At 59.9% G+C, this 25,355-nt stretch carries 22 protein-coding genes and 1 pseudogene; 11 read left to right on the top strand and 12 right to left on the bottom strand.

Features of this window, described 5'->3' with window-relative positions; translation table 11 throughout:
- Window positions 1-4 precede the first annotated feature (4 nt).
- The 8 genes from AC07V4_RS15665 to AC07V4_RS15630 form a co-directional block, all read right to left on the bottom strand.
- Window positions 5-1,408, bottom strand: a complete 1,404-nt coding sequence (locus AC07V4_RS15665) for a GNAT family N-acetyltransferase (protein ID WP_492637007.1) — start codon at window positions 1,406-1,408, stop codon at window positions 5-7.
- A 62-nt stretch (window positions 1,409-1,470) separates the two neighbouring features.
- Window positions 1,471-2,028 carry an RBBP9/YdeN family alpha/beta hydrolase gene (locus AC07V4_RS15660; protein ID WP_492637008.1) on the bottom strand — a complete coding sequence of 186 codons (558 nt, stop codon included), beginning with the start codon at window positions 2,026-2,028 and terminating at the stop codon, window positions 1,471-1,473.
- A complete protein-coding gene (cmlS, locus tag AC07V4_RS15655; protein ID WP_492637009.1) occupies window positions 2,018-3,730 on the bottom strand; it encodes a chloramphenicol-biosynthetic FADH2-dependent halogenase CmlS in 1,713 nt (570 codons plus the stop codon). Before cmlS ends, AC07V4_RS15660 begins: the two co-directional genes overlap by 11 nt.
- A 15-nt stretch (window positions 3,731-3,745) precedes the next feature.
- Complete coding sequence (locus AC07V4_RS15650) at window positions 3,746-4,363, bottom strand: LbetaH domain-containing protein (protein ID WP_492637010.1); 618 nt, start codon at window positions 4,361-4,363, stop codon at window positions 3,746-3,748.
- Entirely contained in the window at window positions 4,360-5,727 is a 1,368-nt protein-coding gene (locus AC07V4_RS15645) for a class I adenylate-forming enzyme family protein (RefSeq protein WP_492637011.1), read from the bottom strand. Before AC07V4_RS15645 ends, AC07V4_RS15650 begins: the two co-directional genes overlap by 4 nt.
- A complete protein-coding gene (locus AC07V4_RS15640; protein ID WP_492637012.1) occupies window positions 5,724-6,419 on the bottom strand; it encodes an SDR family NAD(P)-dependent oxidoreductase in 696 nt (231 codons plus the stop codon). The genes AC07V4_RS15645 and AC07V4_RS15640 overlap by 4 nt, the downstream gene beginning before the upstream one ends.
- Window position 6,420: 1 nt before the next feature.
- On the bottom strand, window positions 6,421-7,233 hold the full coding sequence (locus AC07V4_RS15635; RefSeq protein WP_492637013.1) for a hypothetical protein: 813 nt from the start codon (window positions 7,231-7,233) through the stop codon (window positions 6,421-6,423).
- Window positions 7,234-7,330: 97 nt separating this feature from the next.
- Window positions 7,331-7,636, bottom strand: a complete 306-nt coding sequence (locus AC07V4_RS15630; RefSeq protein WP_492637014.1) for a hypothetical protein — start codon at window positions 7,634-7,636, stop codon at window positions 7,331-7,333.
- A 226-nt stretch (window positions 7,637-7,862) separates the two neighbouring features.
- Between AC07V4_RS15630 and AC07V4_RS15625 the strand changes: the two genes are divergently transcribed.
- Entirely contained in the window at window positions 7,863-9,092 is a 1,230-nt protein-coding gene (locus AC07V4_RS15625) for a cation:proton antiporter domain-containing protein (protein WP_492637015.1), read from the top strand.
- Entirely contained in the window at window positions 9,089-11,518 is a 2,430-nt protein-coding gene (locus AC07V4_RS15620) for a penicillin acylase family protein (RefSeq protein ID WP_492637016.1), read from the top strand. Before AC07V4_RS15625 ends, AC07V4_RS15620 begins: the two co-directional genes overlap by 4 nt.
- On the opposite strand, the gene AC07V4_RS15615 is transcribed toward AC07V4_RS15620, so the two are convergent.
- Entirely contained in the window at window positions 11,515-11,730 is a 216-nt protein-coding gene (locus AC07V4_RS15615; RefSeq protein ID WP_492637190.1) for a hypothetical protein, read from the bottom strand. The genes AC07V4_RS15620 and AC07V4_RS15615 overlap by 4 nt on opposite strands.
- Before the next feature lie 20 nt (window positions 11,731-11,750).
- A pseudogene (locus tag AC07V4_RS15610) lies at window positions 11,751-12,453 on the bottom strand (integrase domain-containing protein); the annotation flags it as partial.
- A 341-nt stretch (window positions 12,454-12,794) separates the two neighbouring features.
- Here AC07V4_RS15610 and AC07V4_RS15605 point away from each other — a divergent pair.
- From AC07V4_RS15605 to AC07V4_RS15595, 3 genes are read left to right on the top strand one after another with little or no spacing between them, the layout of a single operon-like run.
- A complete protein-coding gene (locus tag AC07V4_RS15605; protein WP_431752042.1) occupies window positions 12,795-13,265 on the top strand; it encodes a YchJ family protein in 471 nt (156 codons plus the stop codon).
- A gap of 21 nt (window positions 13,266-13,286) precedes the next feature.
- Window positions 13,287-13,769, top strand: coding sequence for an LEA/WHy family protein (locus tag AC07V4_RS15600; RefSeq protein ID WP_431752041.1), 483 nt, complete (start codon window positions 13,287-13,289; stop codon window positions 13,767-13,769).
- Window positions 13,766-13,966 carry an SEC-C metal-binding domain-containing protein gene (locus AC07V4_RS15595; RefSeq protein WP_026136698.1) on the top strand — a complete coding sequence of 67 codons (201 nt, stop codon included), beginning with the start codon at window positions 13,766-13,768 and terminating at the stop codon, window positions 13,964-13,966. Before AC07V4_RS15600 ends, AC07V4_RS15595 begins: the two co-directional genes overlap by 4 nt.
- Before the next feature lie 149 nt (window positions 13,967-14,115).
- Here the strand turns inward: AC07V4_RS15595 and AC07V4_RS15590 are convergent, their stop codons facing one another.
- Both AC07V4_RS15590 and AC07V4_RS15585 read right to left on the bottom strand, forming a co-directional pair.
- The gene (locus AC07V4_RS15590) at window positions 14,116-15,501 is read right to left on the bottom strand and encodes an ATP-binding protein (protein WP_492637017.1); all 1,386 of its coding nucleotides are present in this window, start codon (window positions 15,499-15,501) and stop codon (window positions 14,116-14,118) included.
- Complete coding sequence (locus AC07V4_RS15585) at window positions 15,498-16,208, bottom strand: response regulator (RefSeq protein WP_492637018.1); 711 nt, start codon at window positions 16,206-16,208, stop codon at window positions 15,498-15,500. The genes AC07V4_RS15590 and AC07V4_RS15585 overlap by 4 nt, the downstream gene beginning before the upstream one ends.
- 197 nt (window positions 16,209-16,405) lie before the next feature.
- On the opposite strand from AC07V4_RS15585, the gene AC07V4_RS15580 reads away from it, so the two are divergent.
- The 6 genes from AC07V4_RS15580 (at window position 16,406) to AC07V4_RS15555 (ending at window position 25,345) form a co-directional block, all read left to right on the top strand.
- Window positions 16,406-18,787 carry a TonB-dependent receptor gene (locus AC07V4_RS15580; RefSeq protein ID WP_492637019.1) on the top strand — a complete coding sequence of 794 codons (2,382 nt, stop codon included), beginning with the start codon at window positions 16,406-16,408 and terminating at the stop codon, window positions 18,785-18,787.
- A gap of 25 nt (window positions 18,788-18,812) precedes the next feature.
- Window positions 18,813-19,928: an ABC transporter substrate-binding protein gene (locus AC07V4_RS15575; RefSeq protein ID WP_492637020.1), complete on the top strand. Its 1,116-nt coding sequence runs from the start codon at window positions 18,813-18,815 to the stop codon at window positions 19,926-19,928.
- Between the two features lie 157 nt (window positions 19,929-20,085).
- Entirely contained in the window at window positions 20,086-21,144 is a 1,059-nt protein-coding gene (locus AC07V4_RS15570; protein WP_492637021.1) for a FecCD family ABC transporter permease, read from the top strand.
- Window positions 21,141-21,926, top strand: coding sequence for an ABC transporter ATP-binding protein (locus AC07V4_RS15565; RefSeq protein ID WP_492637022.1), 786 nt, complete (start codon window positions 21,141-21,143; stop codon window positions 21,924-21,926). Before AC07V4_RS15570 ends, AC07V4_RS15565 begins: the two co-directional genes overlap by 4 nt.
- A gap of 105 nt (window positions 21,927-22,031) precedes the next feature.
- A complete protein-coding gene (locus AC07V4_RS15560) occupies window positions 22,032-22,676 on the top strand; it encodes a glutathione binding-like protein (RefSeq protein WP_492637023.1) in 645 nt (214 codons plus the stop codon).
- Between the two features lie 227 nt (window positions 22,677-22,903).
- Window positions 22,904-25,345, top strand: a complete 2,442-nt coding sequence (locus tag AC07V4_RS15555) for a penicillin acylase family protein (RefSeq protein ID WP_492637024.1) — start codon at window positions 22,904-22,906, stop codon at window positions 25,343-25,345.
- Window positions 25,346-25,355 lie beyond the last annotated feature (10 nt).

The raw sequence follows: 25,355 nt of genomic DNA, 5'->3' as shown, positions 1-25,355 counted from the left end.
AGGGCTAACCCCTGAGTTTTTTGAGCGCACTCGCAATCCCCCATTTAACCCGGATGCCCATGGACGACACACGAAATTGAGCGGCCAAAGCGCCAATTTGCTGACGATGCACACTGTGCTCGATGGTCGGCCCGAATACGTAGAGCCACTGAGGCAAATGCCAGTTCAGGCGGCTGAGCAATCGGCCGACGTCGAAGTACATCACGCGTACGGTTTCACCGCTGTACGGATGTTTTTTCGTGATCTGCAGGCATTGCGCGCCTAAACGGGTATACACCGGCACCAGGATCTCAATGGCATCCAGCACGATGTAGCGACTGCGTAGGTGCAGCGCGACCCTGCCCAGCTCACGCAGCAAGGCCAGCATCACACGGTGCCCGGCGTATTCGGGCAATACTGCAACCCGCGACATCTCGACAAAACCTGCGTCCCACAACCAGACGGGCAGAGGCGTCGACACTTCGATCTCGCAGCGCTCGCGGTGGCTGCTGTTGATCACCACACGCCCGCTCCCCACGCACTTGTTGCCCAATCGAGCACAGACCTGAATGGCGTAGGGGTCCCATTCGTCCCACAAGGTGTGCGGGTCCTGCACGTATTCAAGACGCCCGTAGTTCCGATTGGCCGCCAGCCGACAGGCAAGCACTTCTTCCAGTGCATCGGCGCCTTGGATAATCGCGACGTTGATCAGGCGGTCAACCGCCGCCCCCTTGCGCAGAGCCGCCGGCAGGCTGTCAAACGTGAAGTGCCGTTGCCGACACAGCAACATCAACGCCACAGCGCGGCTCGACGGGGTGTCCAGCACGCGAAAATGGCAAAGCCAGCGCCCGTGCTCTTCGAAACGCCCGAGCACCTGCACACGCGCAATGGCCAGGCCACTCCACGGACAGTTGAACTGCAGTTCAAGGTCCATGCCGCACACGATCACCACATCGTGGTCCATCACCTCGAACACGCCGTTGAGCGGGCTGAGGTAAAGCAGGTCCAGGCTCAGGCGGCGATTGAACAACACGGGGCTGTGCGCCAACGCCTTGAGGGCCCCTTCACAACGCTCGCACTCATTCAGATGAGCCGGCTTGGGACCGCTGTTGACCAGCTCAAGGCAAGGTTGCTGGCTGGGTGTCCAGCGCCCCCGCATTTTCACTGGCACCGCCGGGTGATGCAGGTTCTGTTGGAAGTACAGCGCCACGCTGACCGGCGCGATACTGGCGCGGTACGTCCCGGCGGGCAGCTCAAGAAGGCAATTGGCCTCACCTTGAACCACCAGCAGGCCCGGCACGCTGTACCCGTCAAATTGGGCCTGCACCGGGATACGGTGGCACTGCCCCTGTGCGCCCCCTTTGATCAACGGCGATAATGCGGCCCCAAGCTCATCGCCTGGCAGCACAGATGCAGCATTAGCTGACATAGCATCGTCCTGATGGATAAACGAAACACAGGCCGCCTGAGCGACCTGTGTGCGATCGTCACTCAGCGGCTCAGTGACCGCGTGAAGGATTGCAGGAGGTTATAGCCCTGATCCCAGTAGCCCAACTCCGACTTCCCATTGATGTGACCCAACTCGCCCAGGTTCGCGCACGCACACCTCAGCTTATGTGCACTGCGCTGGGCATAGGCGAGGTCACCGTAGGGATCGTTCTGGCTGGTGACCAGCGTGATCGGAAAATCGCTCGCCAGTTGATCAGCCGGTCGGAAACCGCGGGCCTCTGCCGGGAATTGCGCGCTATGGGGGTCCGGCACCGCGACCAGAAACGCCCCGCGCATCAGCTCCGAGCGATGGCGCGCGGCCCACTCAAGCAACAGCAGGCAACCGAGGCTATGGGCAACCACCACCACCGGTTGCTGCTGGCGAGCCAGCAGCGCCTGCAAATCGGCGACCCATTCCTCGCAGTCAGGGTTATCCCAGTCACGGTGCTCCAGCCACAGTGAATCCGGATGCTCGGCCCTCCAGTGTCGCTGCCAGTGGGTGTCGCCGGAGTTACCGACACCCGCCAGGAACAGCCAGTTGAACGCCTCGTCACACTTCATATTCAACCCCCACCCCGTCGAAGCGCAGGCGATCCTGCACCAGCACCTTCTGCCCGTACTTGTCGAAACCATCGATCAAACCGGCTTCCATCAGGCGGATCACAAACTGCGATGAATTCACTTCGCCCACGTCGTTGAGGCGCACCATCAACTCTTTGTAGCCGAAACCCTGTTCGTTGAGGTCCTTGAACAACTGCACCAATGCATCGCTGACGGTGTACTTGGTCATGTCCTTGCCAGCGCCGTTGGAGAGGATCTGCTTGAGGCTCAGCTTGAAGCTCAGGGGCTCGATCTTGAAGTACTCGGCGGTCTCAACCTGATCGCCCAACCAGTCGAACCTTACGACGCGGTTCAGTTGCTTGGTCAAATCGGAAATCCAGCGAACACGGGCTGGGTTCAGCTCTGCGTCCATGAACTCGTCGGTCAGCTCGTCGCGCTGGTGCCGGCCGATCGCGATCATGGTCGAGGCGCGGTCCTTGAAATCGCCGATCTGCGGGCGGTTCTGTTTCTCGCCGTTGACCAGTTGCTCAAACCACTCTTTACGCTTCAAGCGTTCGTCCGCCGACTCGCTGATGCGGCGCTTTGTCCAGAACTCGGACGCCGGCTCCGTGAACGAGGCAAAGGTATAGAAGGACGCCAGAAACTCGTGGTACTGGTTGTAGGTCTCGCTATAGCTGCGGTTGTACCAGGCGTGCACCTTGTCGCTCTGCTCGGGGTTCTGCATCAGGTAGTCGATGCTGCTGGCGGCGCTGACGGCGGACTGCGAAGCCAGGTGCACGCCTTGGGAGAACAGCGGGTCGGTGAAGCAGGCCGAATCACCACAGAGGAAAAAGCGGTCACGGGAAAAGCATTTGGTTTCGTACGACCAGTCACGAACCAGCTTCACGTCTTCTGAACGCTCTACACCATTGAGGATCGACAGGGCGCGCTCGCTCTTGGATAAGGTCTTGTCATAGAACGCATTCAGGCCAAGAGTCTTGATGTCGGTCAGCTTGCTCTGGTCGACGATGGTGCCGACGCTGTAGATACCGTCCTTGAGCGGGATCATCCAGATCCAGCCGTCTTCGAAGGTAATCGAGAAGGTGGTGCCATTGAGGTCGTTCTTGAACGGGTCCGGGGTCTTGAAGTACGACCACAGTGCCACGCTTTTGTAGAACTCGTCGTACTCGCGCAGCTCCAGTTTGCGCACCAGCGGGCTGTTGCTGCCCGAGGCGTCGATCAAGTAGTCGCTGGTGAACTCGCTGAGTTCGTTCTTGTGGCGAACGGTCACGCTGATCTTGTCGGCTTGCTCGGTACCCACGTCGATCACGGCGGCCTCTTCGAACACCCGCACGCCGCGCTCGCGGCAGGTGTCGAGCAGCATCTGGTCAAAGTCCGAACGCAGTACCTGGATGGCGTGGTCGAACACCCAGTCTTCGGTCTTAGGCGTGCTGAACGAGAAGGTCCATGGTGCCTCGGTCTTGCCCCACAGGAAGGTGGCCGAAGGCTTGAGCACGTAGCCCGCTTGCTCGATCTTTTCGCTCAACCCCAGGCGATGCAGGATGGACAGTGTGCCCGGTAGGAAGGACTCTCCAACCCGGTAGCGCGGGAACTTCTCTTTCTCGAACACCGTCACCTGGTGCCCAAGCTTTTGCAGAGTCAACGCGGCGATACTGCCAGCTGGACCACCGCCCATGATAATGACGTGTGCAGACTTGTTCATGCGGGTACTACTCCTTTAGACCAGTTGAAGGATTTTCTGACGGGCTGTGGATGTGCAATGCGAATGGGCCGGAATGCAGTCGCTGAGGGTGCAACCGGCTTGAACCGTGACATCGTCTTCGATCACCGTCTGCGGCGTGACCACCGTGCTGAGCCCGATGAAACAACGGCTACCGAGGGTTATGCTGTTGCCGGCATTGAAATGCGGCGATAGGAAGTTGTTGTCACCCAACTGCGAGTGATGACCCACGCTGCAGTGGTAATTGATCATGTTCCAGGAACCGATCCGGGTATTGACACCCATATGGCAGTCGGCGGCGATCACATTGCCGCGACTGGCGCTAAGGTCCAGGCGATGGCGCACCGAGGGATGAATGAAGTTGGGGGCCGACAAGCGACCGTCGCTGAAATACGCGTCGATCAACGTTTGGCGCAAGGTGATATCAGATACGCCCAGCACGTAGCGATCACCCACGTCCAGGACGTCGGCGGGCCATGGTACGACCACGGCGGCGACCTCGCCTTCGTCCTGCACCGCCAGGTGGCGCACCACCGCTGAGGGCTCGATTTCTTGCAGGTAGCTCGCCAGTTCCAGCGCAAATCGCCCGGAGCCAAGGATCACGATTGCGCTCATGAGGCCACCGCACGGGTTTTCTTGAAGCGGTTGGAAAACGCGATTTCATCGACCTTGTTGACCTTGACCGGCAACTTATAGGCCTCCAGGCAAGCGGCCAGATGTTCAAGCACATACTGCTTGAGGGCCTTCTTGCAGGCGAAACCGCTGGCCTTTACATCCATGTGTACGGCCTGGCCGGTAATGGCGTTAGGCATGCCGTACACCACGCAATCGTCGATCAGCGCGCTGCGCAGCATCACATCCTCGATCTCGGTAGGCAGCACCTTCAGCCCCCCCACGTTGATCAGTTCCTTTTGCCGCCCCTGGATGCGCAAGTAGCCTTCTTCGTTCTGCTCCACCAGGTCGCCGGTGCGGAACCAGCCGTCCTCGGTGACGTTATCGGTGGCCTGATTCAGGTAGCCGACGAACTGGCTGCGGGTCTTGAGCTGCAACTCACCGTCGACAATCCGAAACTGGGTGTTGGTGTCCGCCAGCTTGAAGAAGGTGCTGGCCGAAGACTGGCTGACCGTGGCACTGATCCCGGTTTCGCTGGTGCCGAAAGTTTGCAGCATCTTGGCCTTGGGAAATGCCTGCTGGACACGCTTGAGCAGGCTTTGCTGCATGCTTTCCGTGCCATAGGTAATCAGCCGTACCGACGACAGGTCATGCTGTTCTTGATGCCGGCCCATGAGGATCAGGTTGAGAAAAGTCGGGCTGACGGGGACGACTTTGACGCCATGCCGTGCGATCAGCGCGCAGATGGCCTCAGGCGCGCGGTCCACCGGCATCACCGCGCAACCGCCGACGGTCAGGGTGTTGAGCAACGAGTTCAAGCCGCCAATGTGATCAAACAGCAGGAACATCAATATCGACATCGGCTTTTTGTGTTCCTTGCCCAACTTGGTGTCGACCAGATCATCAAAGTCGTGCAGGATCGCCTTGGGCGCCCCGGTGCTGCCGCTGCTCAGCAGCACCAGGCCGGCACGGCCCTTGTCACGCAGCGCGTTGTAGTAAGCGGGGATGTCATCGGTGGCTTGCTGTACCAACCCGTGATGGACCCAGTTCTCGTCAATAATCTCGATGCGGTGCTCACAGTGTGCGGCGCCCTGCAAGGTCAGCAGGGCTCGCTCACTGAGATCCACCAGCGGCGCGACAATGTTGCGGTTCAGGTACAGGGCCAGCAACGCGGAGACCGCCGACACGCCGTAATCCGTGTGGAGGACCACCGCATCGCCCGGCTTGACGCCTTGGTCGATCAGCCACCCGAGGCATTGCCGCACCCGAGTCAGCAGTTCGGCGTAAGTGCACTGCCGTTCACCGTGCACCAGCGCCGTGCGCTCTGCGGTTTCGCCCAGTGTTGCGAGCAAGGCTTCGCGACTCATTGCACACCGCCCAGACTCAAGGTCTCACCAGTGACAAAGGCCGACTGACTGGAGATCAGAAACGTCAATGGCCCGATCAGATCGGCAAACACGCAGGGCCTGGCAATCGTCTGGCGTTCAATCATTTTCTGTTTAATCTCTTGAGGAAGTGTGCGAGTCAGGGAACTGCGATACAGCGGCAGTACCAGGTTGTTGACGCGAATACCAAAGCCGGACAGCTCCTTGCTCAAGGTGCGCGTCAGTTGCTCCACCGCAGCCTTGCTCGCGGCATAGACCGACTGGCCAGGAATGGCCCAGTGCGTCGCCACAGTAGAGATATTGACGATGGCACTGGGGCCGTCATTCTTTTGCATTAACTTGACGGCTTCACGGGTCACATTGATCAGCCCGAATACATTGCTGGCAAATAAATCGTGAGCGGTTTCAGTGGGCGTTAGTTGAAACGGCGCCATATTCGCCTCACCCGCGTTATTAATCAGCACATCCAACCTCCCATGGGCGAGACGGACATGCTTAATCATATTCCTGACGGCACTGGCGTCATTCAGATCCAAGCAGAAGTGCATATATCGCTCATGCTCAATTGAACCTTCTCCGCGACTGCAGCCGACGACGACATGGCCGTGTTCGAGAAAATACAATGCCGCTTCTTTGCCCACGCCTTTGCGCGTACCGGTCAGCAATATAATCATATCAATGCAACTTATAGCCGATAAGTAACGGCAAGCTATACAGCGGTTTAATTTGAATATTCTGTGAACTGCATGAGGCACGTTTTACCAACGACGGTACTTCGCGCTTGATAACCCGCGAACCACTCAGGGACCACTCGGCCAGTTCCTCGGCATTACTCACCAGGCATTGCACACGCAGGCGCAGACATAATGACAACCGCCAACTGTCGAGGCTGCGCGCGAACAGCGCCGGGTTTCCGATATAGAGCACTCGGCCGATGGGTTCGAACCAGCGTCGGGTCATACGCTTGACGATCAGGTAGCAAGATTCTGCCGTCTGCGAATCGACAATCATCAGGTGTCGGCACTCCACCCCAACGTGGTCCTGGAACAACGCGGCTTCTTGCTCATTCAACCAGCCAGCAACCCGATGAATATCGGTTTCCAGACGATAGCGCCGGCGAATGCTCAACGGGTTGGGCAGCGGGTAAATCAGCCGCAAGTCGGTTTCCAGATCGGTAAAACCGAACTTTTTACTGATCTCATAAACGTCCGGTGTAGGCGTGTAGTTAAGAAGCGTGACCTTGCGCATTGACAGCACCGGCAGCAGCAGCTTCAAGCTTTCCTTGCGGTACTCGGCCTGTACATACCAACTATGCAGCTCGCAGAAACGCTGCTCGCCGTTACAGGGCTGAGTGGTAAAGAGCAAACCCAGAAACCCCACCACCGTGTCGCCGTCGAGCATCACGTAGCCAAAGTAGTCTTCACCGCCGGACCACACATCGCTAAACATGCGCTTGCGCACGCTTACCCCAATCCAGTTGGAGTTCAAGGTAGATTCGCGCAATAACTTACACACGGGATACATATCAGCGCTCAGCGCCCTACGAACCGTCACGTTCACGTCAGTGCTCCCTGCTGGGTGTCAGTCAGGCGGATGCCAACAACGGCTGTTGCTCGGCAATGATGAAAGCCATCAGACAACTGACGCTGCTGAAAGGGCTGATGGTCTGGGACACAGCCTTTTCCGAGGTCAACGAAATCTCAATGCCAAGTTCGTCGTCCAGGCCTTCTTCCACCGCCGCGAGGAAACTCACCAGTTGCATGGAATCGAATACGCCCGTGGTCCCATAAAGCGCCAGCGAATCGATACTCGATAAATCGATCTTTTCTTTGCGCGTGGCATTAACTTCAACCAAAGCACCATGAATAATAATAAATATCGCGTCTCGCATAATCGACCTTCCGGGTAATCATTGAACAAGAACCGCACACGCTTACAAATCGCGCCGCAACGGTAGTGAGCAAAACCTAACAGGTTCATCTGGACAAAAAAAACTACCAGATCAGGTAGGTTTTTTAACTTTGACCACTCCGCTAGGATCCAGCGCCGACCCGCAAGCAAGCGATAAATAGACGCTCGGCGTCGCTAGCCCTCAACTAATCGGACAAGGTAGTCATATGCTCTTCCTGCCCATCGTTTTTATAATATTAACGGCCAAGGTAGCGGGTGCCGCTCTAAAGAAGTTAGGGCAACCGGAAGTGGTTGGTGAAATGATCGCCGGCTTTATATTGGGGCCATTAGTTCTGGGCCTGCTATTTCCCGAGGCACACCATGCACTATTTAAGGGCGACACCGTCACCCACTTAAAAGTACTCAGTGACCTGGGCATCCTATTATTTATGTTCGTCGTCGGCGCCGAGTTTCGAATGCCGGTTCAGCGCTCGGCCAACGCACTGGGCAAAGTCTTGCTGGTCGCCGGCAGCAGCATCGTCCTGCCCTTCGCACTGGGCATTGCGATCACGCCCGCCCTCTACAGCACCTTCGCGCCTGCCGGCACACCGCACCTGGGCTTTACCCTGTTCATTGCAACGCTTTTTTCGGTAACCGCCTTTCCGGTGCTGGCGCGCATTCTCAAGGAACGGCAGATGCTCGATAGCGAAGTCGGTGCGCTCTCGCTGATGGCTGCCGCCGTGAGTGATATTTGCGCGTGGGTGTTGTTGGCTATCACGGCCATGAGCTTGCAGTTGGATCATCAATGGCAGGCTCTCATCCTCAGGCTGTGCGGCCTATTGGCGCTGTGCGCCGCCTCATTCTGGTGCGTGCGTCCGTTGCTGGCTCGGTGGATAACCGCACTGGACAACACGAGCACGCTGCCCTTGCTCGCGGTACTGCTCTGTGGAGCACTGCTCTACGGCAGCATCACCGAATGGTTGCAGGTGCACGCCGTGTTTGGCGCGTTCCTCTTCGGCGCGTGCCTGCCTCGCGATCAACGGCTGCTGAACATGCTGGTCGAGCGCGTAGAACACATGGCGGTGATCGTGTTGATGCCCAGCTTCTTCGCCTTGGCCGGGCTCAACACTACTGCCGCGACGTTTTCCGGTGTGGGTATCAGCCTCCTGGCCCTGGTGCTGCTGGTGGCCATCTGTGGCAAATTGCTGGGCAGTGCATTGGGCGCGCGTCTGGCCGGTTATCCAGCACCAGTAGCACTGAGCGTCGGGGTACTGATGAACGCCAGGGGACTGATGGAACTGGTGGTATTAAAAGTCGGACTCGACCTGGGGATTATCGGCAAGGAGTTGTTCACCCTCTTCGTCATCATGACCGTGGTCACCACCGTCATGACCGGCCCCTTACTTAACATTCTGGATAGGCTACGCCCTGCGCGCCAAAGGTTGGACATGCCATGACCGCACTCAATACCCCCGCCACTGCTGTGGTGCGGTCACGCCGGTTCAAACGTAGCGGCGCTGCGTTGATTATCGTGCTGTTGATTGGCGCCGTCGGTGTATCTCTATACCTGTATGGCAAACAGCCGCGCCGCCAGGGGGTGGCTGACCTGCCCGGGCTGCAGGCGCCGGTCAACGTGCAGTTCGATGAACGCGGCGTGCCGCATATCACCGCTGGTAATCAAGCAGATGCGTACCGTGCCCTGGGCTACGTGCATGCACAGGAGCGCCTGTTCCAGATGGAAATGCTGCGGCGCCTGGCCCGTGGTGAATTGGCGGCGGTACTGGGCAGTAAGCTACTGCCCACCGACAAACTCTTTCGCACGCTGCGCATCCGGGAGCAGGCTGACTGGCAGGTGACTCACGCCGATCATGACAGTCCGACATGGCACGCCTTGCAGGCCTACCTGGACGGTATCAATGCCTACCAACAGCAGGGCCCGCGCCCGGTTGAGTTCGACCTGCTCGGAATTGAAAGACGGCCGTTCACCGCGCAGGACGTCTACAGCGTGGTCGGGTACATGGCTTACAGCTTTGCCGCAGCGTTTCGTACCGAGCCCTTGCTGACCTATGTCAGGGACACCTTAGGTGAGCCTTACCTGGACCTGTTCGATCGCAGTTGGAACCCGCAGGGCACGATTGCCGGCCAGCCCCTGACCGGCGAAGACTGGAAATCCCTAACTGCCTTGGCACAACTCAGCGAACAGGCCGTGAGCGACGCCGGGCTGCCGCAAATGGAGGGCAGTAACGCCTGGGTCGTGTCCGGCCAACGCAACCAAAGCGGCAAGCCGCTGCTGGCAGGTGATCCGCACATTCGTTTTTCGGTGCCGTCAGTCTGGTACGAGGCGCACCTCAACGCTCCCGGCTTCGAACTCTACGGCGACTATGAAAGCCTAGTGCCGTTCGCCTTGCTGGGGCACAACAACGCGTTCGCCTGGACCCTGACCATGTTCCAGAACGACGACATCGACTTGATTGCCGAAACCGCCAACCCTGACAATCCCGAACAGGTCTGGTATCAGGGCCATTGGGTAACATTGGAGGAAGAACAACAGCGTATCGAAGTGCATGATGCCGACCCCGTCATGCTGCGCCTGCGACGCTCGCCCCACGGCCCGATCATCAATGACGCACTGGGCGAGAATGCCCTCGGCCGCCCCATCGCAATGTGGTGGGCGTACCTGGACGGCCCCAATCCGGTGGTGGACGCCTTCTATCAGCTCAACCGTGCCGACACCTTGGACAAGGCCCGCTCGGCGGCGGCGCTGATCAAGGCGCCGGGACTCAACGTGGTCTACGCCAATGCCCAGGGCGACATTGCCTGGTGGGCCGCAGCAGGTCTGCCCAAGCGGCCCCCACAGGTCGATCCGAATTTCATCCTCGATGGCGGCACCGACCAGGCCGATAAGCTCGGCTACTACCCCTTCAGCGCCAATCCCCATGAAGAAAACCCGGCCAAGGGCTATATCGTCTCCGCCAACGCCCAGCCCGCCTCACCTGACGGCCGGAAAATACCTGGCTATTACAACCTGCCCGACCGTGGCCAACGCCTGAACCAGCAATTGGCCCAGGACGCGCACTGGAGCATCGACAAGAGCAAGCAGCTGCAGCTCAATACACAAACCGGCTACGCCCAGCGTGTATTGCAACCGCTATTGCCGATCCTGCGGACAGCGATTGATGACCCACTGCAACGCCAGTGGCTGGAGGGGCTTGCGCAATGGCCGGGCGATTACCCGCTGGACTCGATCAATCCCACGCTGTTCAGCCAGTTCCTCTTTGACCTCAGCTACGGCGCCTTGCACGATGAACTCGGTGATGTGATGTTCCAGAACCTGCTCGCCACCCGCATCCTGGATGCCGCCTTGCCGCGCCTGGCCGCCGATGAGCATTCACCCTGGTGGCAGAACAAGACTCAACCGGCGGTCCAGCAGCGCGCCGATGTGGTGGTGCGCGCCTGGAAGACCAGCGTCGCGCACCTGCAGGCCACCCTCGGTAGCGACACTACGCATTGGCAATGGGGCAAAGCGCACCAACTGACCCAGATGCATCCGCTGGGCAGTCAAAAACTGCTGGCGCCGCTGCTTAACGTGGGCCCTTACGCGGTACCCGGCAGCCATGAAGTGCCGAACAATTTCTCTGCGCCACTAAGCGCCGCGCCTTGGTCGGTCACCTACGGTCCTTCAACGCGCCGGGTAATCGACCTGGCTATGCCGGACCAGGCGCAGGGCATACTGCCTGTGGGGCAGAGCGGTGTTCCCTTCAACCGGCACTATCAGGACCAGGCCCTGCCCTTTGTGCGTGGCGAGTATCAATCGCTGCACCTGTCCTCGACGGACATTGCCCGGACCACCCAAAGCACCTTGCAGTTGCGGCCCGCGCCTTAGGCCCGTGCCGTCTGCTGGTCAAGCTGTACGAGGATCGCGGCCAAACGCTGAGCAAAACCGGCCGGGTTCTCCAGCATCATCGGATGGCCGGTATCCGGCATCAAGGTCAGGCCGTGGCTGGCAGAACGTGCCCAGGCCGGGATGTCCCAACCTGACACCAAGCGCTCCCCTGCCAGCAGGTACACCGGCGTGCACTCGAACAGGTGCTGCAATTGCTCTGGGTAGTCGGGCGCACCGGTACGGAGAAGCCGGTCAGTTGTTCATAGCGCTCACAGGCGTAAGCCGCCCGCAGCTCATGAAAGCCTTTCAATCCCTGCTCATGCAGGAGGTCCCGTGCCGGCCGCACGACTGATTGCATAAAGCCTTTGTAGCTCTCGTTGGGTGCTAACAGGTTCCGACTGCTACTGGGTGACGCCTCGCAGGCTCTATCCAGGGCACCACGGATTTGATCCGTGACCGGCGACCCAACGCGGTGCCGAGGCCCCTGATCGACCGCCTTTGGTGCCGTCCTGGATATTGATCTTGCCCAGTCGTTGGGCTTCTCGTTGCAGCCGTGGCAGGTCCGCCAAGATCGCTTCGCGCAGGCGCATGCCGGTCTCCCGGGCCAAGAGCACAATGGCACTCACCCTCGATTGCTCATGCTCCGACAACGCTTGCGCAATCAACCGGACCTGCACCCGGTCTTGGCCTTGCGGTGCCTCACGACGCACGCCTGAGCGCCGCAGGCCCAGCGCCTTGCTCGGACAGGGGATTTTGACGTACTGATCACCGCGCAGCGCAGCCATGGTTCGGTTGACACTGGACAGGCGGTTCTGCGCGGTGGCAATGCCAACGTTGCCCTGATCAACCTGCTCACGTACGTGGGTGGCGTACCGCATGAGGATGGCGCGGTCGATCTGCCGCGCGTCATTGAGTCCCGGTCCCTCCTCGGATCGACGCAGCTCTTCATTTCCTTTGGCCGTTTCTTGGGCCCTTCCCCACACAACCTTAAACGAGATGGCGATTGGTTGATGAGTCGGGTTCCATTGTTCTTACCATCAGGAGATGATCCGGAGATCATTGCCACTGGCGCAAGGAGGCATGCCCCAGACCGAAGTGAGCCATTAGGGCCAATGCCACCTCGGACCAGCGCTCACGATAGGGGGCCTCCATGGAATGACAATTGCGCAGATATACTTGAACCGCTCCAAAAAAACCAAAAAAATAGTTAGATTAGGTAAGTATCTGATTTATGGATAATAAAACCAATGTAACAGTTAGTAAGGCTCCGGAATGGATGAGCACATCCATTTGCCCTTGCGGCAGCGGCAACCTGCTGGATGCCTGCTGCGGCCACTATCACGCAGGCCACCCGGCGCCTTGTGCCACCGCGCTGATGCGCTCGCGCTACAGCGCCTATGTGCTAGGCCTGGTGGACTATCTGGTCGCAACCACTCTGCCTGCGCAACAGGCCGGACTGGACCGCGCAGCCATCGCCGCCTGGAGTGCCCAGAGCACTTGGCTGGGCCTCGAAGTGGAAAGCTCCGAGGTGTTTGGCGGCCAACCGGAACACGCTTTCGTCACCTTTACCGCACGCTGGCATGACAGCACTGGCGAACATAGCCACCGTGAGCAGTCCTCTTTCGTACAGAACGACGGACGCTGGTACTTCATCGACCCGACGGTTGAGGTGAAGGCCGGACGTAATGATGTATGTTTGTGCGGCAGCGGGCAGAAGTTCAAGAAGTGCTGTTCCAGCTACCTCTAACCACCTGACAGGGATAACGCCATGCTTCGGATCTACAGCTTGATGCTGGCGTTAACCCTGGGCCTGACCGGCTGCGCCTCGTGGTTTGAAGATGATGCGCCAGCGCCCCACGTCGCGCTGGTCAAAGTCGAAGTGGTGCGCGCCAAGTTGCTGGAGCAGAAATTCAAACTGTGGTTTCGCGTGGACAACCGCGACGACGCCGACCTGACCGTGCGCGGCCTGATCTACAAGGTCACCTTGGGTGACTTCGTACTGACCGAAGGCGAGTCCAACGAATGGCTGACCGTACCACCGCGCAGCCACGGTTTTTTTCGGGTGACGGTGCGTACCAACCTGTGGCCACAGATACGGGACGTGGTGCAAATGCTGAAAAACCCCACCAAGCCCGTGCCCTATCGCCTGGAAGGTGAGCTGAAAACCGGATTATTCATCGGTAATGACGTGCAGGTGGCCCACAATGGCGAGATAATCCCCGGCGATTTTATTCCGGAGCGACATCGATGACCCAGCAACCCCATGTCCATGGTCCTGACTGCAACCACGATCACGATCACCATGATCACGACCACGGCCATGTCCACGGCCCGAACTGCGGCCACGCTCACCAGGAGCCGGTGCGCAATGCCTTGAAGGACGTTGGTCGCAACGATCCTTGCCCGTGCGGCAGTGCGAAGAAATTCAAGAAGTGCCACGGGGCGTAAGCGATTTCCCCTGGCACCAGCCACACTGAAAATCCAAATGTGGGAGGGGGCTTGCTCCCGATAGCGGTAGCTCAGTCACCCAATGCAGTGACTGACAGTCCGCAATCGGGGGCAAGCCCCCTCCCACATGTTTAATCGCATTCCAAATTTCAGGATTTGCGCTGAAATAGCAACACCACTTCCAATCCCCCACCCTCGCGATTACTCAAACTCAACCGCCCCTCATGCGCTCGAGCAATCGTGTGCGCAATGCTCAACCCCAACCCATAGCCGCCGGTTTCGGCATTGCGTGAGCCTTCCACGCGGTAGAACGGCTCCATCACCTGCTCCAGCTGCTCTTGGGGAATCCCCGGCCCACGGTCGTTGATGATGATCTTCAGGCTGTCCGCCTGATCCTCGACCCGCACCACCACGTCACGGCCATAGCGCACGGCGTTCTCCAGCAGGTTCTGCACACAGCGCTTGAGGCTGCGGGCATAACCGGGCAACGGTTGTTTCGCTCGACCTTCGATAATCACGCGTTCACCCACGTCCTGCAGGTCCGCCTGCAAGCTCTGCAGCAACGCATTGATGTCGATATTCTGCCGCGTCTCGTTGATTTCGCCGCTGCTGACAAAGTCCAGGGTGCTGGAGACCATGTGCTCCATTTCTTCCAGGTCGGCGCGAAAACGCTCCTTGGTGCGGGTGTCATCAAGCATTTCCGTACGCAGGCGCAGGCGTGTGATTGGCGAACGCAGGTCATGGGAAATCGCCGCGAGAAACCGCGTGCGCTCGGCGATGTTGGCGATCAGGCGCTGCTGCATGGCGTTGAACGCCTGGGCAGCGCGGCGCACCTCCGTCGGGCCATCTACCGACAAGGGGGGACGTTGGATGTCCCGGCCCAGGGCTTCGGCGGCTTTGGCCAAGGCATTGAGCGGGCGAATCGCGAGGCGCACCGCCACCAACGCGATGAGCACCAGTACCAGCACCCGCAGCAAGTAAATACGCATCACGTAGTCGAACAACAAATCCAATGGCGACGTGCTGGTCCAGCCCTGCTCCTCGCTGGCGTCCACCTGCAACCAGCGCCCATCGGGCAGGCGCAGGTCGATCAGGAATTGTCCCACCACTGGCTTGGAACCAAGCAATGTAGAAAGGCCCGCCGTTTGCCCTTGGCCATCCACCAGCGACAGACGCAGCAGGATCAAGGTTTGGGCGTAGCCGGTTTTTTCCGACAGGACGTTCTTGATCAACCGTTCGGTGGGCAGGTCGCTGTCGGTCAGGGTACTGGCGGTATTGCTGGCCTGGTCGCTGAGCGTCAGATGAAAGTGCGGGCTGTCGAGCAACTTGATCAGTAGATCGGCCTGCTGCGGATCGCTGTGCACCAGGCGAACCACATCCGCCAGGCGCGTAGCGATCAGCCGCGCGGGGATTTCCAGCACCTGGCCATGGCGCCGGTCGTACCAGATGCTGCTGGTCAGGGCCTGGGCCGCGAGCATGCCGCTGACCAGGATCAGTACCAGCCGCCCGAACAGCGAACGCGGCAACAGTCTCACGGCTCCAGTACCACGTCATCGGCGGTGAGCATGTAACCCTCGTTGCGCACGGTTTTAATCAGTCCTGCGGGCAATTGCGAACGCAGGCGGCTGACGCATACGTCGATGGAGCGGTCGAACGGCGTGCTGTCCTTGTCGAACACATGGTTGAGCAGAAAATCGCGGTTCAACGGGCGATTGGGGTGCTGCAGCAGCAAGCGCAGCACGCGGTAGTCCGAGTTGCCTAGGCTAACGACCACGCCCTCTGGCGATAGCAATTGCCGCGCCCGAGTGTCGAGCTGCCAGCCAGCGAAACGAATACTCGGCGCCTCATCCAAGCGTGCGCGGTCTGGAAAACTCTGCGCCCGACGCAACACCACTTTGATTCGTACCAATAACTCACGAGGGTCGAAGGGTTTGGGTAGATAGTCATCCGCGCCGATCTCCAGACCGACGATGCGGTCGATCAACGAACCCTTGGCCGTGAGCATCACCACTGGCGTGTTGGAACTCACCCGCAGTTCGCGACACAAGCTCAGGCCGTCCTCACCGGGCAGCATCAGGTCGAGTACGATCAGGTCGATGACGTTCAGTGCCAGCCGGCGACGCATTTCCTTGCCATCAGCGGCGGTGGACACCTGGAAACCGGCGTCGCTGAGGTACTCGCAAAGCAGTTGGCGGATTTGCGGATCGTCATCAACGATCAATAGGTGGTCTTGCTTGGCCATGGGCAGTCAATCCGAAAAACTCAAAGCGCAGGAGATAGCCGAAAGTTCAGCCGGCAGCGCTCGCAAATGTAATGGAATGTTGTGGGCAACGATAATCGTGCATCAGCAATACAAAGCCACGGCCTTGCATCGGGAAGCGGTCTTTAGACTACCGAATCTAAATGAGATTAATTGTAATTTAGCTCGGATCGCCCTGAATGACTTCGCCTACACCCCAGCGTCACCCTCTGCACTCTACCCTTGCGCCGATGTTCGGCCTGCTGGCCGCCGGCAGTGTCGCTCCGACGGCGTGGGCCGATGCGGCCGCCGCCGCTCCCAACGATTCGGTGTTGAACCTGCCGGAAATCAAGGTCGACGGAGAAGCATCCTCCACCTTCAAGGTAGACCGGGTCACCTCGGCCAAAATCAGCCAGCCGCTGCTGGACGCGCCGCAAAGCGTGACCATCGTGCCGCAGCAAGTGCTCAAGGAGCAGAACGCGCAAACCCTGCAGGAAGTGCTGCGCAATGTGCCGGGCATTACCTTCATGTCGGGTGAAGGCAACCTGGGCTGGGGCGATCTGTTTTCGATCCGTGGGTTTTCCTCCGAGCAGAGCCTGACCGTCGATGGCGTGCGCGATGCTGGTATGTCGACCCGTACCGACACGTTCAACCTGCAACAGGCGGAAGTGTTCAAGGGCACCGGCTCGATCGAGTCCGGGGTATCCGCAGTGGGCGGCAGCGTCAACCTGGTCAGTAAAGAAGCACACTTGGGCGACGCCAATAAAATCTCGGCCGGCATCGGCACCGACAGCTACCGCCGCCTTACCGCCGACCTGAACAAACAAATCAATGACACCACCGCCGTCCGCATCAACCTGATGAAGCACTACAACCAAGTGGCCGACCGCGACGACGTGGACTACGACCGCTGGGGCATCGCGACGTCCTTCGGCTTCGGCCTGGGCACCGACACGCGCTTTTTCGTCGACACTTTCTACCAAAAAGACACCAACACGCCGGACGGCGGCGTGCCGATCCAGCGTGGCACCGACGGCCACCGCATGCCTGGGGTAAAACGCTCCAATTGGTACGGCGCCTCCAGCCTGTACACCCAAGAGAACGAAACCACCTCGCTGACCGCCCGCTTCGAACACGACTTCGACTGGAATGACGCCAACCTGCGCAACCAGACGCGCTGGGAACGCAGCGACAACTTCGCCGTACTGTCCCCGGCACGCTTTTTCGCCGCCGACACCAACGGTAAAAAAACCTGCAGCGGCACACGCTGTGCGACCTTGGGCTACACCGGTGTAGGCCCGATCAGCCAAGTACCGGGCAGCACGGTGAATGCCTACACCGACTACGTGAACAACAGCAATACCGGCTACGGCATCCTGCGCGGCAGCGACTTCGGTTTGTCCAAGCGCTACACCATCCTGGATAACCAGACCGATTTCAGCTTCAAGTTCAACACGGGCAGCCTGCAACACGCGGTGGTATCTGGGCTTGAGTTCTACCACGAGACCTACGGCGGCCTGAAACGCAACGCCGAGGTGCCGGCCGGCGACATGCTCTTTGACATGAGCAACCCCAGCCATAGCTTCGCCAGCACCTACGTGACCAAGGGCGAAGGTGACCCACGCTCGGTAATCGACAACGCCGGCGCCTATCTGGGCGACACCGTCACCCTCAACGAGCAGTGGCAAGTCCTGGGCTCGCTGCGCTACGACCACTGGCGTGCCCAGACCCGCCAACGTGGCCAAGCAACCATCAGCAGCACCGACGGTGCCGTCAGCGGTCGGGTCGGCGCGGTGTTCAAGCCTTTGCCCAACGGCAGTATCTACGTGTCCTACAGCGAGGCGGCGCAACCGTCGGCGCTGGGCGCGTCCACCAACAACCAGATCTATGGCGCGGCCAGTACCAGCAACTACAGCCCGGCCAAATCCAAGACCTATGAACTGGGCACCAAGTGGGACATTGCCCACGACATGCTCAACGTCACGGCGGCGATTTTTCGTACGGAGCTGGATAACGCCTGGGAATACCAGGACGGCGAATCCGCCCCGGTACGCGCCCTGCCCGCCAAGCGCGTGGACGGTATAGAACTTGGCCTGCAAGGCAATATCACGCCGCGCTGGACTGCCTACGCGGGTTTCTCGGCGCTCAAGAGTACCCAGACCAAGGGCATCAACAAAGGTGCCGAAGCCAAGAACGTACCTGACCTGACCGCCAACCTGTGGACCACCTACGCCGTCACCGACGCCCTGAGCCTGAGCTACGGCGAGCAATATGTCGGCCGGCGCCGCTACAGCGACAACCAATACGTCGGTGGCTTGAACAACAACAGCAGCTACACCAACGGTCCGTCCGGGGTGTATGCGATCTATACCCGCGATCACGAAAAAGCCCCCGGTTACTGGCTAAGCAACGTGGCGGCGCAATACAAAGTGAACAAGGACACCACGGTCAACCTCAACCTCAACAATGTGTTCAATAAGTTCTATTACAGCCAGGTCGGCGCGTCCCTCGATGGCTTCCAGCTCTACGGCATCCCGGGTGCCGGGCGCACCCTCACTGCCAGTGTCGATTATGAATTCTGACTTTCCCCTTCCAGGAGCCCTCGCCATGTTGAAATCCCGACACCTGTTCAAACTCGGCGTGTTGTGCGCCGCGCTGTTCCTCGGTCACGCCGAAACCGCCGCGGCCCATGAAGTCACTGACGTACTGGGCCGCAAGGTCGAGGTGAAGGATGACGTCAAGCGCGTGGTACTCGGAGAAGGCCGTTTGGTTTCGGCATTTGCCTTGCTCGACAAGGAGGCGCCGTTCCAACGCATCGTAGGTTGGCAGAACGATTTGAAACTGCTGGACCCGCATACCTACAACGCCTACGTGGCGAAGTTTCCGACGGTGAAAGACATCCCACTGATCGGGCAGGCGTCGGAACAAAGCGTCAGTGCCGAGGAAATTCTGTCGTTGAAACCTGATCTGGCGGTGTTCAGCATTTCCGGCCACGGCCCCACAGAACACAGCCCGGTGGCGGATGTACTGGCCAAGGCCGGCATCCCGGTGTTGTTTGTCGACTTTCGCATCAACCCGGTGCAAGGCACCCACACCAGCATGAAGGCCCTGGGTGAAGCGCTGGGACGCGAATCCCAGGCCAATGCCTTCCTGGCTTTCTATGACCAGCACATCAAGGCCATTACCGACGCCGTCGCCACCCTGCCTGCCGGCAAGCGCCCGAGTGTGTTCCTTGAACTGCTGGCCGGTGCCTGGCAAGCGCCGGGGCACACCACCGGTAAAAGCGGCATGGGCGAAGTGATCAAGCTGGTGGGCGGGCGCAATATCGCCGCCGACGTGGTGCCGGGTGCCTTGGGCGATATCAGTGTGGAGTACGCGCTGAAAGCCGATCCGGATGTGTATGTGGCGACCGGCAACCACAAGCCAGGGTTGATCCTGGGCGCAGGCGTCGGCACCGATGAAGCACGCGAAGCCTTTGATCGCGTGTTGGCCCGCCCGGAATTCGCCAACCTGCGCGCCATCCGCGAAGGCAATGCCCATGGCCTGTGGCATGACTTCTACAACTCGCCTTACAACCTGTTGGCCATTGAAGCGCTGGCCAAATGGGTTCACCCAGCGTTGTTCGACAAGCTTGATCCGCAGGCGACCATGGAGCAGATCAACCAACAATTCCTGGGGATGCCGTTGCAAGGTGCCTATTGGATTGACGCCAAGTCCAAGTAACCCTCCACCCCTCTGTTGGAATGCAGTCAGTGTGGGAGCTGGCTTGCCTGCGATGGCGGCGTGTCTGCCACCTCATTGGGTGACTGATACACCGCCATCGCAGGCAAGCCAGCTCCCACATTTGGATCCTCTTCGTTTTCAAAATCATGTGAGCCCCATGACCACTCAACCCCTCGACCTCGCCAGCACCACCCACGGCTATCGCCGCCTGCTGGCGCGGCGTGCCTGGCTGCTGGCGTTGCTCGGTACGGCGCTGGCCTGCGCGATTCTGGTGGACCTGGCGAGCGGTCCGTCGGGCATGGGCCTGCTGGCCCTGCTTGATGGCATCCTGCACCCGTCCCACTTGAGCGCCACCGACCAAGTGATCATCTGGAACGTGCGCCTGCCCTACGCACTGATGGCGGTGCTGGTGGGCTGCGCGTTGTCCCTGGCCGGGGCCGAGATGCAGGCGATCTTGAATAACCCGCTGGCCAGCCCGTTTACCCTGGGCGTGTCCTCGGCGGCGGCCTTGGGTGCCTCGCTGATCATCGTATTTCCAGTGACCACGCTATGGGTATCGGCCAACACGGCGGTTTCCATTTCGGCGTTTATCTTCGCCGCCGCCTCGGTATTTTTGCTGCAAGCCATGTCACGCTTGCGCGGTGCCGGGGTGGAAAGCCTGGTGCTGTTCGGCATCGCGCTGGTGTTCAGTTGCAACGCAGTGGTGGCCTTGCTGCAGTTGGTCGCCACCGAAGACGTGCTGCAACAACTGGTGTTCTGGACCTTGGGCAGCGTAACCCGGGCCAACTGGGACAAGCTCGGCATCCTGGCCCTGGTGGTCGCGGTGGTGCTGCCGTTCTCCTTCGCCGCCGCCCCGCGCCTGACCCTACTGCGCATGGGGGAAGACCGCGCGCAAAGCTTCGGGGTGGACGTGAAGCGCCTGCGGTTTTTCTCGCTGTTGCGTATCAGCCTGCTGTCGGCCACCGCCGTGGCATTTGTAGGCACTATCGGATTTATCGGCTTGGTCGGTCCACATATCGCACGGATTCTGGTGGGTGAAGACCAACGCTTCCTACTGCCCGCCAGCGCCTTGACCGGCGCCTTATTGCTGTCGCTGTCATCGATTGCCAGCAAATGGATCATGCCCGGCGTGATCGTGCCGGTGGGCATCGTCACCGCCCTGGTGGGCGTGCCGATTTTCGTGATGCTGGTGTTCAAACGCGGGAGGCAGTTATGAGTGAAGGGTTAACCGTACACAACGCCAATGTCAGCTATGGGCGTCGGCAGATTGTGCATGACCTGAGCTTGCCCTCCCTGCCCCACGGCAGCCTGACCGCCTTGATCGGCCCCAACGGTGCGGGTAAGTCCACGTTGTTGCGTGCCGTGGCCGGGCTGGAAAAGATGCAGGGGGTTGTGCGTTTGGGCGACCTCGACTTGTCGGCCATGTCCGTGGCCGAGCGTGCCCGGCGCGTGACTTACATGCCACAAAACCTGCCACCGGGCCTGAGCCTCAGCGTGATGGAAAGCGTGATCGCCGCGCTGCGCGTGGCCAATGTCGAGGGCATTCCCTTGAGCAGTGAAGCCTGCCTGCGTGAAGCCTTCGAGGCGTTGCAGCGCATCGGCATCACGCATTTGGCCGATCAACTATTGAGCACCTTATCTGGCGGCCAACGCCAACTGGTCAGCCTCGCCCAACTCATCGCCCGCCGCCCCCAGGTCATGCTGCTGGACGAACCCACCAGCGCCCTCGACCTCAATTACCAATTGAAAGTCATGGACTGCGTACGTGGACTGGTGCGCCAACATCAACTGATTGCAGTGGTGGTGCTGCACGACATCAACCTCGCCGCGCGTTTCGCCGACCATATCGCCGTGCTACGCCAGGGGCGCTTGTATGCCAGCGGTGCAGCGGACAAGGTGTTGGACCCGCTGATGTTTGCCGAGGTGTACGGCGTGCAGGCGCGCATCGAAAGGTGTTCACAGCAATCGCTGCAGGTGTTGGTGGACAGTGCAGTGTGAAAAACGTCTAAGGGTATGCGCAAATGTTTCATTGAATTTTCGTACACCGAACATCACCTATACCTACAGGCATTCGCTCAAGCATCACCCTTTTTGGAGAGCTTCATGATCGACCTGTACTACTGGACTACCCCCAACGGTCACAAAGTATCGCTGTTCCTGGAAGAAGCCGGCCTGCCCTACAAGGTGCACCCGATCAACATCGGCCAGGGTGAGCAGTTCAAGCCGGACTTTCTGAAAATCGCTCCCAACAATCGCATCCCGGCCATCGTCGATCACCACCCGACAGACGGTGGCGCACCGATTTCGCTGTTCGAATCGGGCGCCATCCTGCTGTACCTCGCGGAAAAAACCGGCCAGTTCATCCCAAAGGACCTGCGTGGTCGCCAGGAAGCGTTGCAGTGGCTGTTCTGGCAAATGGGCGGGCTGGGGCCAATGGCCGGGCAGAATCATCACTTCAGCCAGTTCGCGCCGGAGAAGATTCCTTATGCGATCAAGCGCTATGTCGATGAAACCGCCCGTCTTTACGGCGTACTGGACCGGCGCCTGGCCGACCGCGCCTTTGTGGCGGGTGAGGACTACAGCATTGCGGATATGGCGATCTATCCGTGGATTGCTTCCTATAAGCGCCAGAGTCAGCGCCTGGAAGATTTCCCCCATGTGCAGCGCTGGTTCAACAGCATTGAGCAACGACCAGCGACGGTTCGGGCCTATGAGCTCGTGCAGAAAGTGAATCCGCCCAAGTCCTGATTCAAAGCCGTGCACAGTCTAAATGTGGGAGGGGGCTTGCCCCCGATAGCGGTGGATCAGTCATACATTTATTGACTGACAGCCTGCTATCGGGGGCAAGCCCCCTCCCACATTAGTTCTACGCAAGTTTCAAGATCTAATGCTTAACCCAAACTCCCGCTTGCGTCGTTTCGCCGCGCTCACTAACGTAACGCCTTTACTGACGCTACCCCCGCAGGAGCTTTGCCATGGCCTCGCCAGCCCTCTCACATTTTCTTCCCCGGTTCGGCGTTGCCGCGGCAGTAGCCAGTGCATTAAGCCTGGCCGGTTGCCAGCTCCAGAGCACCCAGGACACCCTGCCACCAGCTGCCGGTGTGCAGCCGATCAAAGGCCTCGCGCAGAATGTGTCGGTACGCCGCAATGCCCAAGGCATGCCGTTGATCGAAAGCAACACCTTCCATGACGCGCTGTTCAGCCTCGGTTATGTGCACGCCGGTGACCGCATCACGCAGATGGTCACCTTGCGTCTGCTGGCCCAAGGTCGCCTGGCGGAGATGTCCGGTCCTGACGTGCTGGATGTCGACCGCTTCATGCGGGCGGTAAACCTGCAAAAAAGCGCCGGTGAGTTGTACAACGCTTCGTCGCCGCGCCTGAAGCGCTTCTTCGAAGTGTATGCCCGCGGCGTCAACGCCTACCTGTTCCGCTACCGCGACAAGCTGCCGCCGGACCTGGCCCAGACCGGCTACAAGCCTGAGTACTGGAAGCCGGAGGATTCGGCGCTGCTGTTCTGCCTGCTGAATTTCAGCGAGTCGAGCAACCTGCAGGAAGAACTGTCGTCCCTGGTGCTGGCGCAAAAAGTCGGCGTCGACAAACTCGCCTGGCTCACCCCGAGCGCGCCGGACGAGGCGATTCCGACGGCGGAAACCGAGAAACTCAAGGGCCTGAACCTAAGCCAGATCACCGGTCTCGCCGGGTTGGACGCGGTCAGCCAACAACTGAGCAGCCTGAACGCGCTGGCCGTCACCACATCCAACAACTGGGCCATTGGCCCGCAGCGTAGTCGCAGCGGCAAAAGCCTGTTGGCAGGCGACTTGGCCGCCCAACCCCAGGCGCCATCGCCGTGGAGCTACGTGCAGATCCGCGCACCGAAGTACCAGGCTGTCGGCGCCTCGATTGCCGGCCTGCCGACGCTGCTGTCCGGCTTCAACGGCAAAGTCGCGTGGAGCATGAGCGCGGTGAAAGGCGATACCCAGGACCTGTTCCTGGAGAAGGTCAAACGCCAAGGCAGCGCGTTGTACTACGAGAACAATGGCAAATGGCTGCCCGCCTTCGTGCGCAACGAAACCTTCTTCGCCAAGGGGCAGCGACCGATTCGCGAAGTGGTGTATGAAACCCGCCACGGCGCCCTGCTCAACAGCAGCCAGGCGCTGACCAGCGGTTTCGGCCTGGCCTTGCAAACCGCCGACTTCAAGGACGACAAAAGCCTGGACGCGTTCTTCGACCTGTCCCGCGCACAAAACGCCGGCAAGGCCTCGGACGCCACCCGGGAGATCCGAGCCATCGCGCTGAACATGATCTTCGCCGACGCCAACAATATCGGTTGGCAAGTCACCGGCCGCTTCCCCAATCGTCGTGAAGGCGAAGGCCTGCTGCCCTCGCCAGGTTGGGACGCGCGCTTCGACTGGGACGGCTACGCCGACGCGATGCTGCATCCCTATGATCAGGACCCGCCCCAGGGCTGGATCGGCACCGCCAACCAGCGCACCGCACCACGCGGCTATGGCATGCAGCTGTCCAACTCCTGGGATGCCCCGGAGCGCAGCGAGCGCCTGGCGCAACTGGCCAATGCCGGCAAACATGACAGCCGCAGCATGATCGCCATGCAATACGACCAGACCACCACCTTTGCCGCCAAGCTCAAGACCATGTTCCAGGCACCGGGCATGGCCCAGCCGCTGAAGCAGGCGATTGATGCATTGCCGGCGGCCGAGCAGGCCAAGGCTCGTGAGGCGTTGAGTCGCTTGATGGCCTTTGATGGTCGCCTGACAACCACGTCCGCTGACGCCGCGATTTACGAACTGTTCCTGCAGGAAAGCGCCAAGCAGATCTTCCTCGACAAGCTTGGCCCGCAAAACAGTGCCACTTGGAAAGCCTTTGTCAGCAATGCCGGACTGTCTTACTCCGCCACCGCCGACCACCTGCTGGGCCGCGAGGACAGCCCGTTCTGGGATGATACGCGCACGCCGCAAAAAGAAGACAAGCCAGCGATCCTCGCCCGCAGCCTCGCGGCCGCGATCAGCGCCGGCGACAGCCTGTTGGGGGGCGATCACAAAGCCTGGCAATGGGGCAAACTGCACAGCACCACCTGGAAAAGCACGAATGGCCAGGTGATTCGCGGCCCGTTTGCCAGCGGCGGCGACCACAACACCTTGAATCCGGCGCCGTACAGCTGGGGGCAGGACTTCAACACCACCCAGATCCCGGCGCTGCGCATGATCGTCGACTTCGGCCAGGCTGAACCGATGATGGGCCAAGGCGGCATCGGCCAGTCCGGCAACCCAGCCAGCCCCAACTATGCGAATGGCATCGACCCATCGCTCAAGGCGCAATACCTGAGCTTTCCGATGCAGCCACAGAACTTTGACAAGGCGTATGGAAAAACCAGGCTGACCCTGACGCCTGGCAAGTAACCCGGTTTCC

The sequence above is a fragment of the Pseudomonas sp. GW821-FHT03A09 genome (assembly GCF_059421065.1).
The sequence above is the reverse complement of the archived record's forward strand: the minus strand, read 5'-3'. Positions and strand labels throughout refer to the sequence as shown.

Coding starts and splice junctions, on each gene's coding strand:
- AC07V4_RS15665 (WP_492637007.1), bottom strand. CDS start 1,408: ATGTCAGCTAATGCTGCATCTGTGCTGCCAGGCGATGAGCTTGGGGCC.
- AC07V4_RS15660 (WP_492637008.1), bottom strand. CDS start 2,028: ATGAAGTGTGACGAGGCGTTCAACTGGCTGTTCCTGGCGGGTGTCGGT.
- cmlS (WP_492637009.1), bottom strand. CDS start 3,730: ATGAACAAGTCTGCACACGTCATTATCATGGGCGGTGGTCCAGCTGGC.
- AC07V4_RS15650 (WP_492637010.1), bottom strand. CDS start 4,363: ATGAGCGCAATCGTGATCCTTGGCTCCGGGCGATTTGCGCTGGAACTG.
- AC07V4_RS15645 (WP_492637011.1), bottom strand. CDS start 5,727: ATGAGTCGCGAAGCCTTGCTCGCAACACTGGGCGAAACCGCAGAGCGC.
- AC07V4_RS15640 (WP_492637012.1), bottom strand. CDS start 6,419: ATGATTATATTGCTGACCGGTACGCGCAAAGGCGTGGGCAAAGAAGCG.
- AC07V4_RS15630 (WP_492637014.1), bottom strand. CDS start 7,636: ATGCGAGACGCGATATTTATTATTATTCATGGTGCTTTGGTTGAAGTT.
- AC07V4_RS15625 (WP_492637015.1), top strand. CDS start 7,863: ATGCTCTTCCTGCCCATCGTTTTTATAATATTAACGGCCAAGGTAGCG.
- AC07V4_RS15620 (WP_492637016.1), top strand. CDS start 9,089: ATGACCGCACTCAATACCCCCGCCACTGCTGTGGTGCGGTCACGCCGG.
- AC07V4_RS15605 (WP_431752042.1), top strand. CDS start 12,795: ATGAGCACATCCATTTGCCCTTGCGGCAGCGGCAACCTGCTGGATGCC.
- AC07V4_RS15600 (WP_431752041.1), top strand. CDS start 13,287: ATGCTTCGGATCTACAGCTTGATGCTGGCGTTAACCCTGGGCCTGACC.
- AC07V4_RS15595 (WP_026136698.1), top strand. CDS start 13,766: ATGACCCAGCAACCCCATGTCCATGGTCCTGACTGCAACCACGATCAC.
- AC07V4_RS15585 (WP_492637018.1), bottom strand. CDS start 16,208: ATGGCCAAGCAAGACCACCTATTGATCGTTGATGACGATCCGCAAATC.
- AC07V4_RS15580 (WP_492637019.1), top strand. CDS start 16,406: ATGACTTCGCCTACACCCCAGCGTCACCCTCTGCACTCTACCCTTGCG.
- AC07V4_RS15575 (WP_492637020.1), top strand. CDS start 18,813: ATGTTGAAATCCCGACACCTGTTCAAACTCGGCGTGTTGTGCGCCGCG.
- AC07V4_RS15570 (WP_492637021.1), top strand. CDS start 20,086: ATGACCACTCAACCCCTCGACCTCGCCAGCACCACCCACGGCTATCGC.
- AC07V4_RS15565 (WP_492637022.1), top strand. CDS start 21,141: ATGAGTGAAGGGTTAACCGTACACAACGCCAATGTCAGCTATGGGCGT.
- AC07V4_RS15560 (WP_492637023.1), top strand. CDS start 22,032: ATGATCGACCTGTACTACTGGACTACCCCCAACGGTCACAAAGTATCG.
- AC07V4_RS15555 (WP_492637024.1), top strand. CDS start 22,904: ATGGCCTCGCCAGCCCTCTCACATTTTCTTCCCCGGTTCGGCGTTGCC.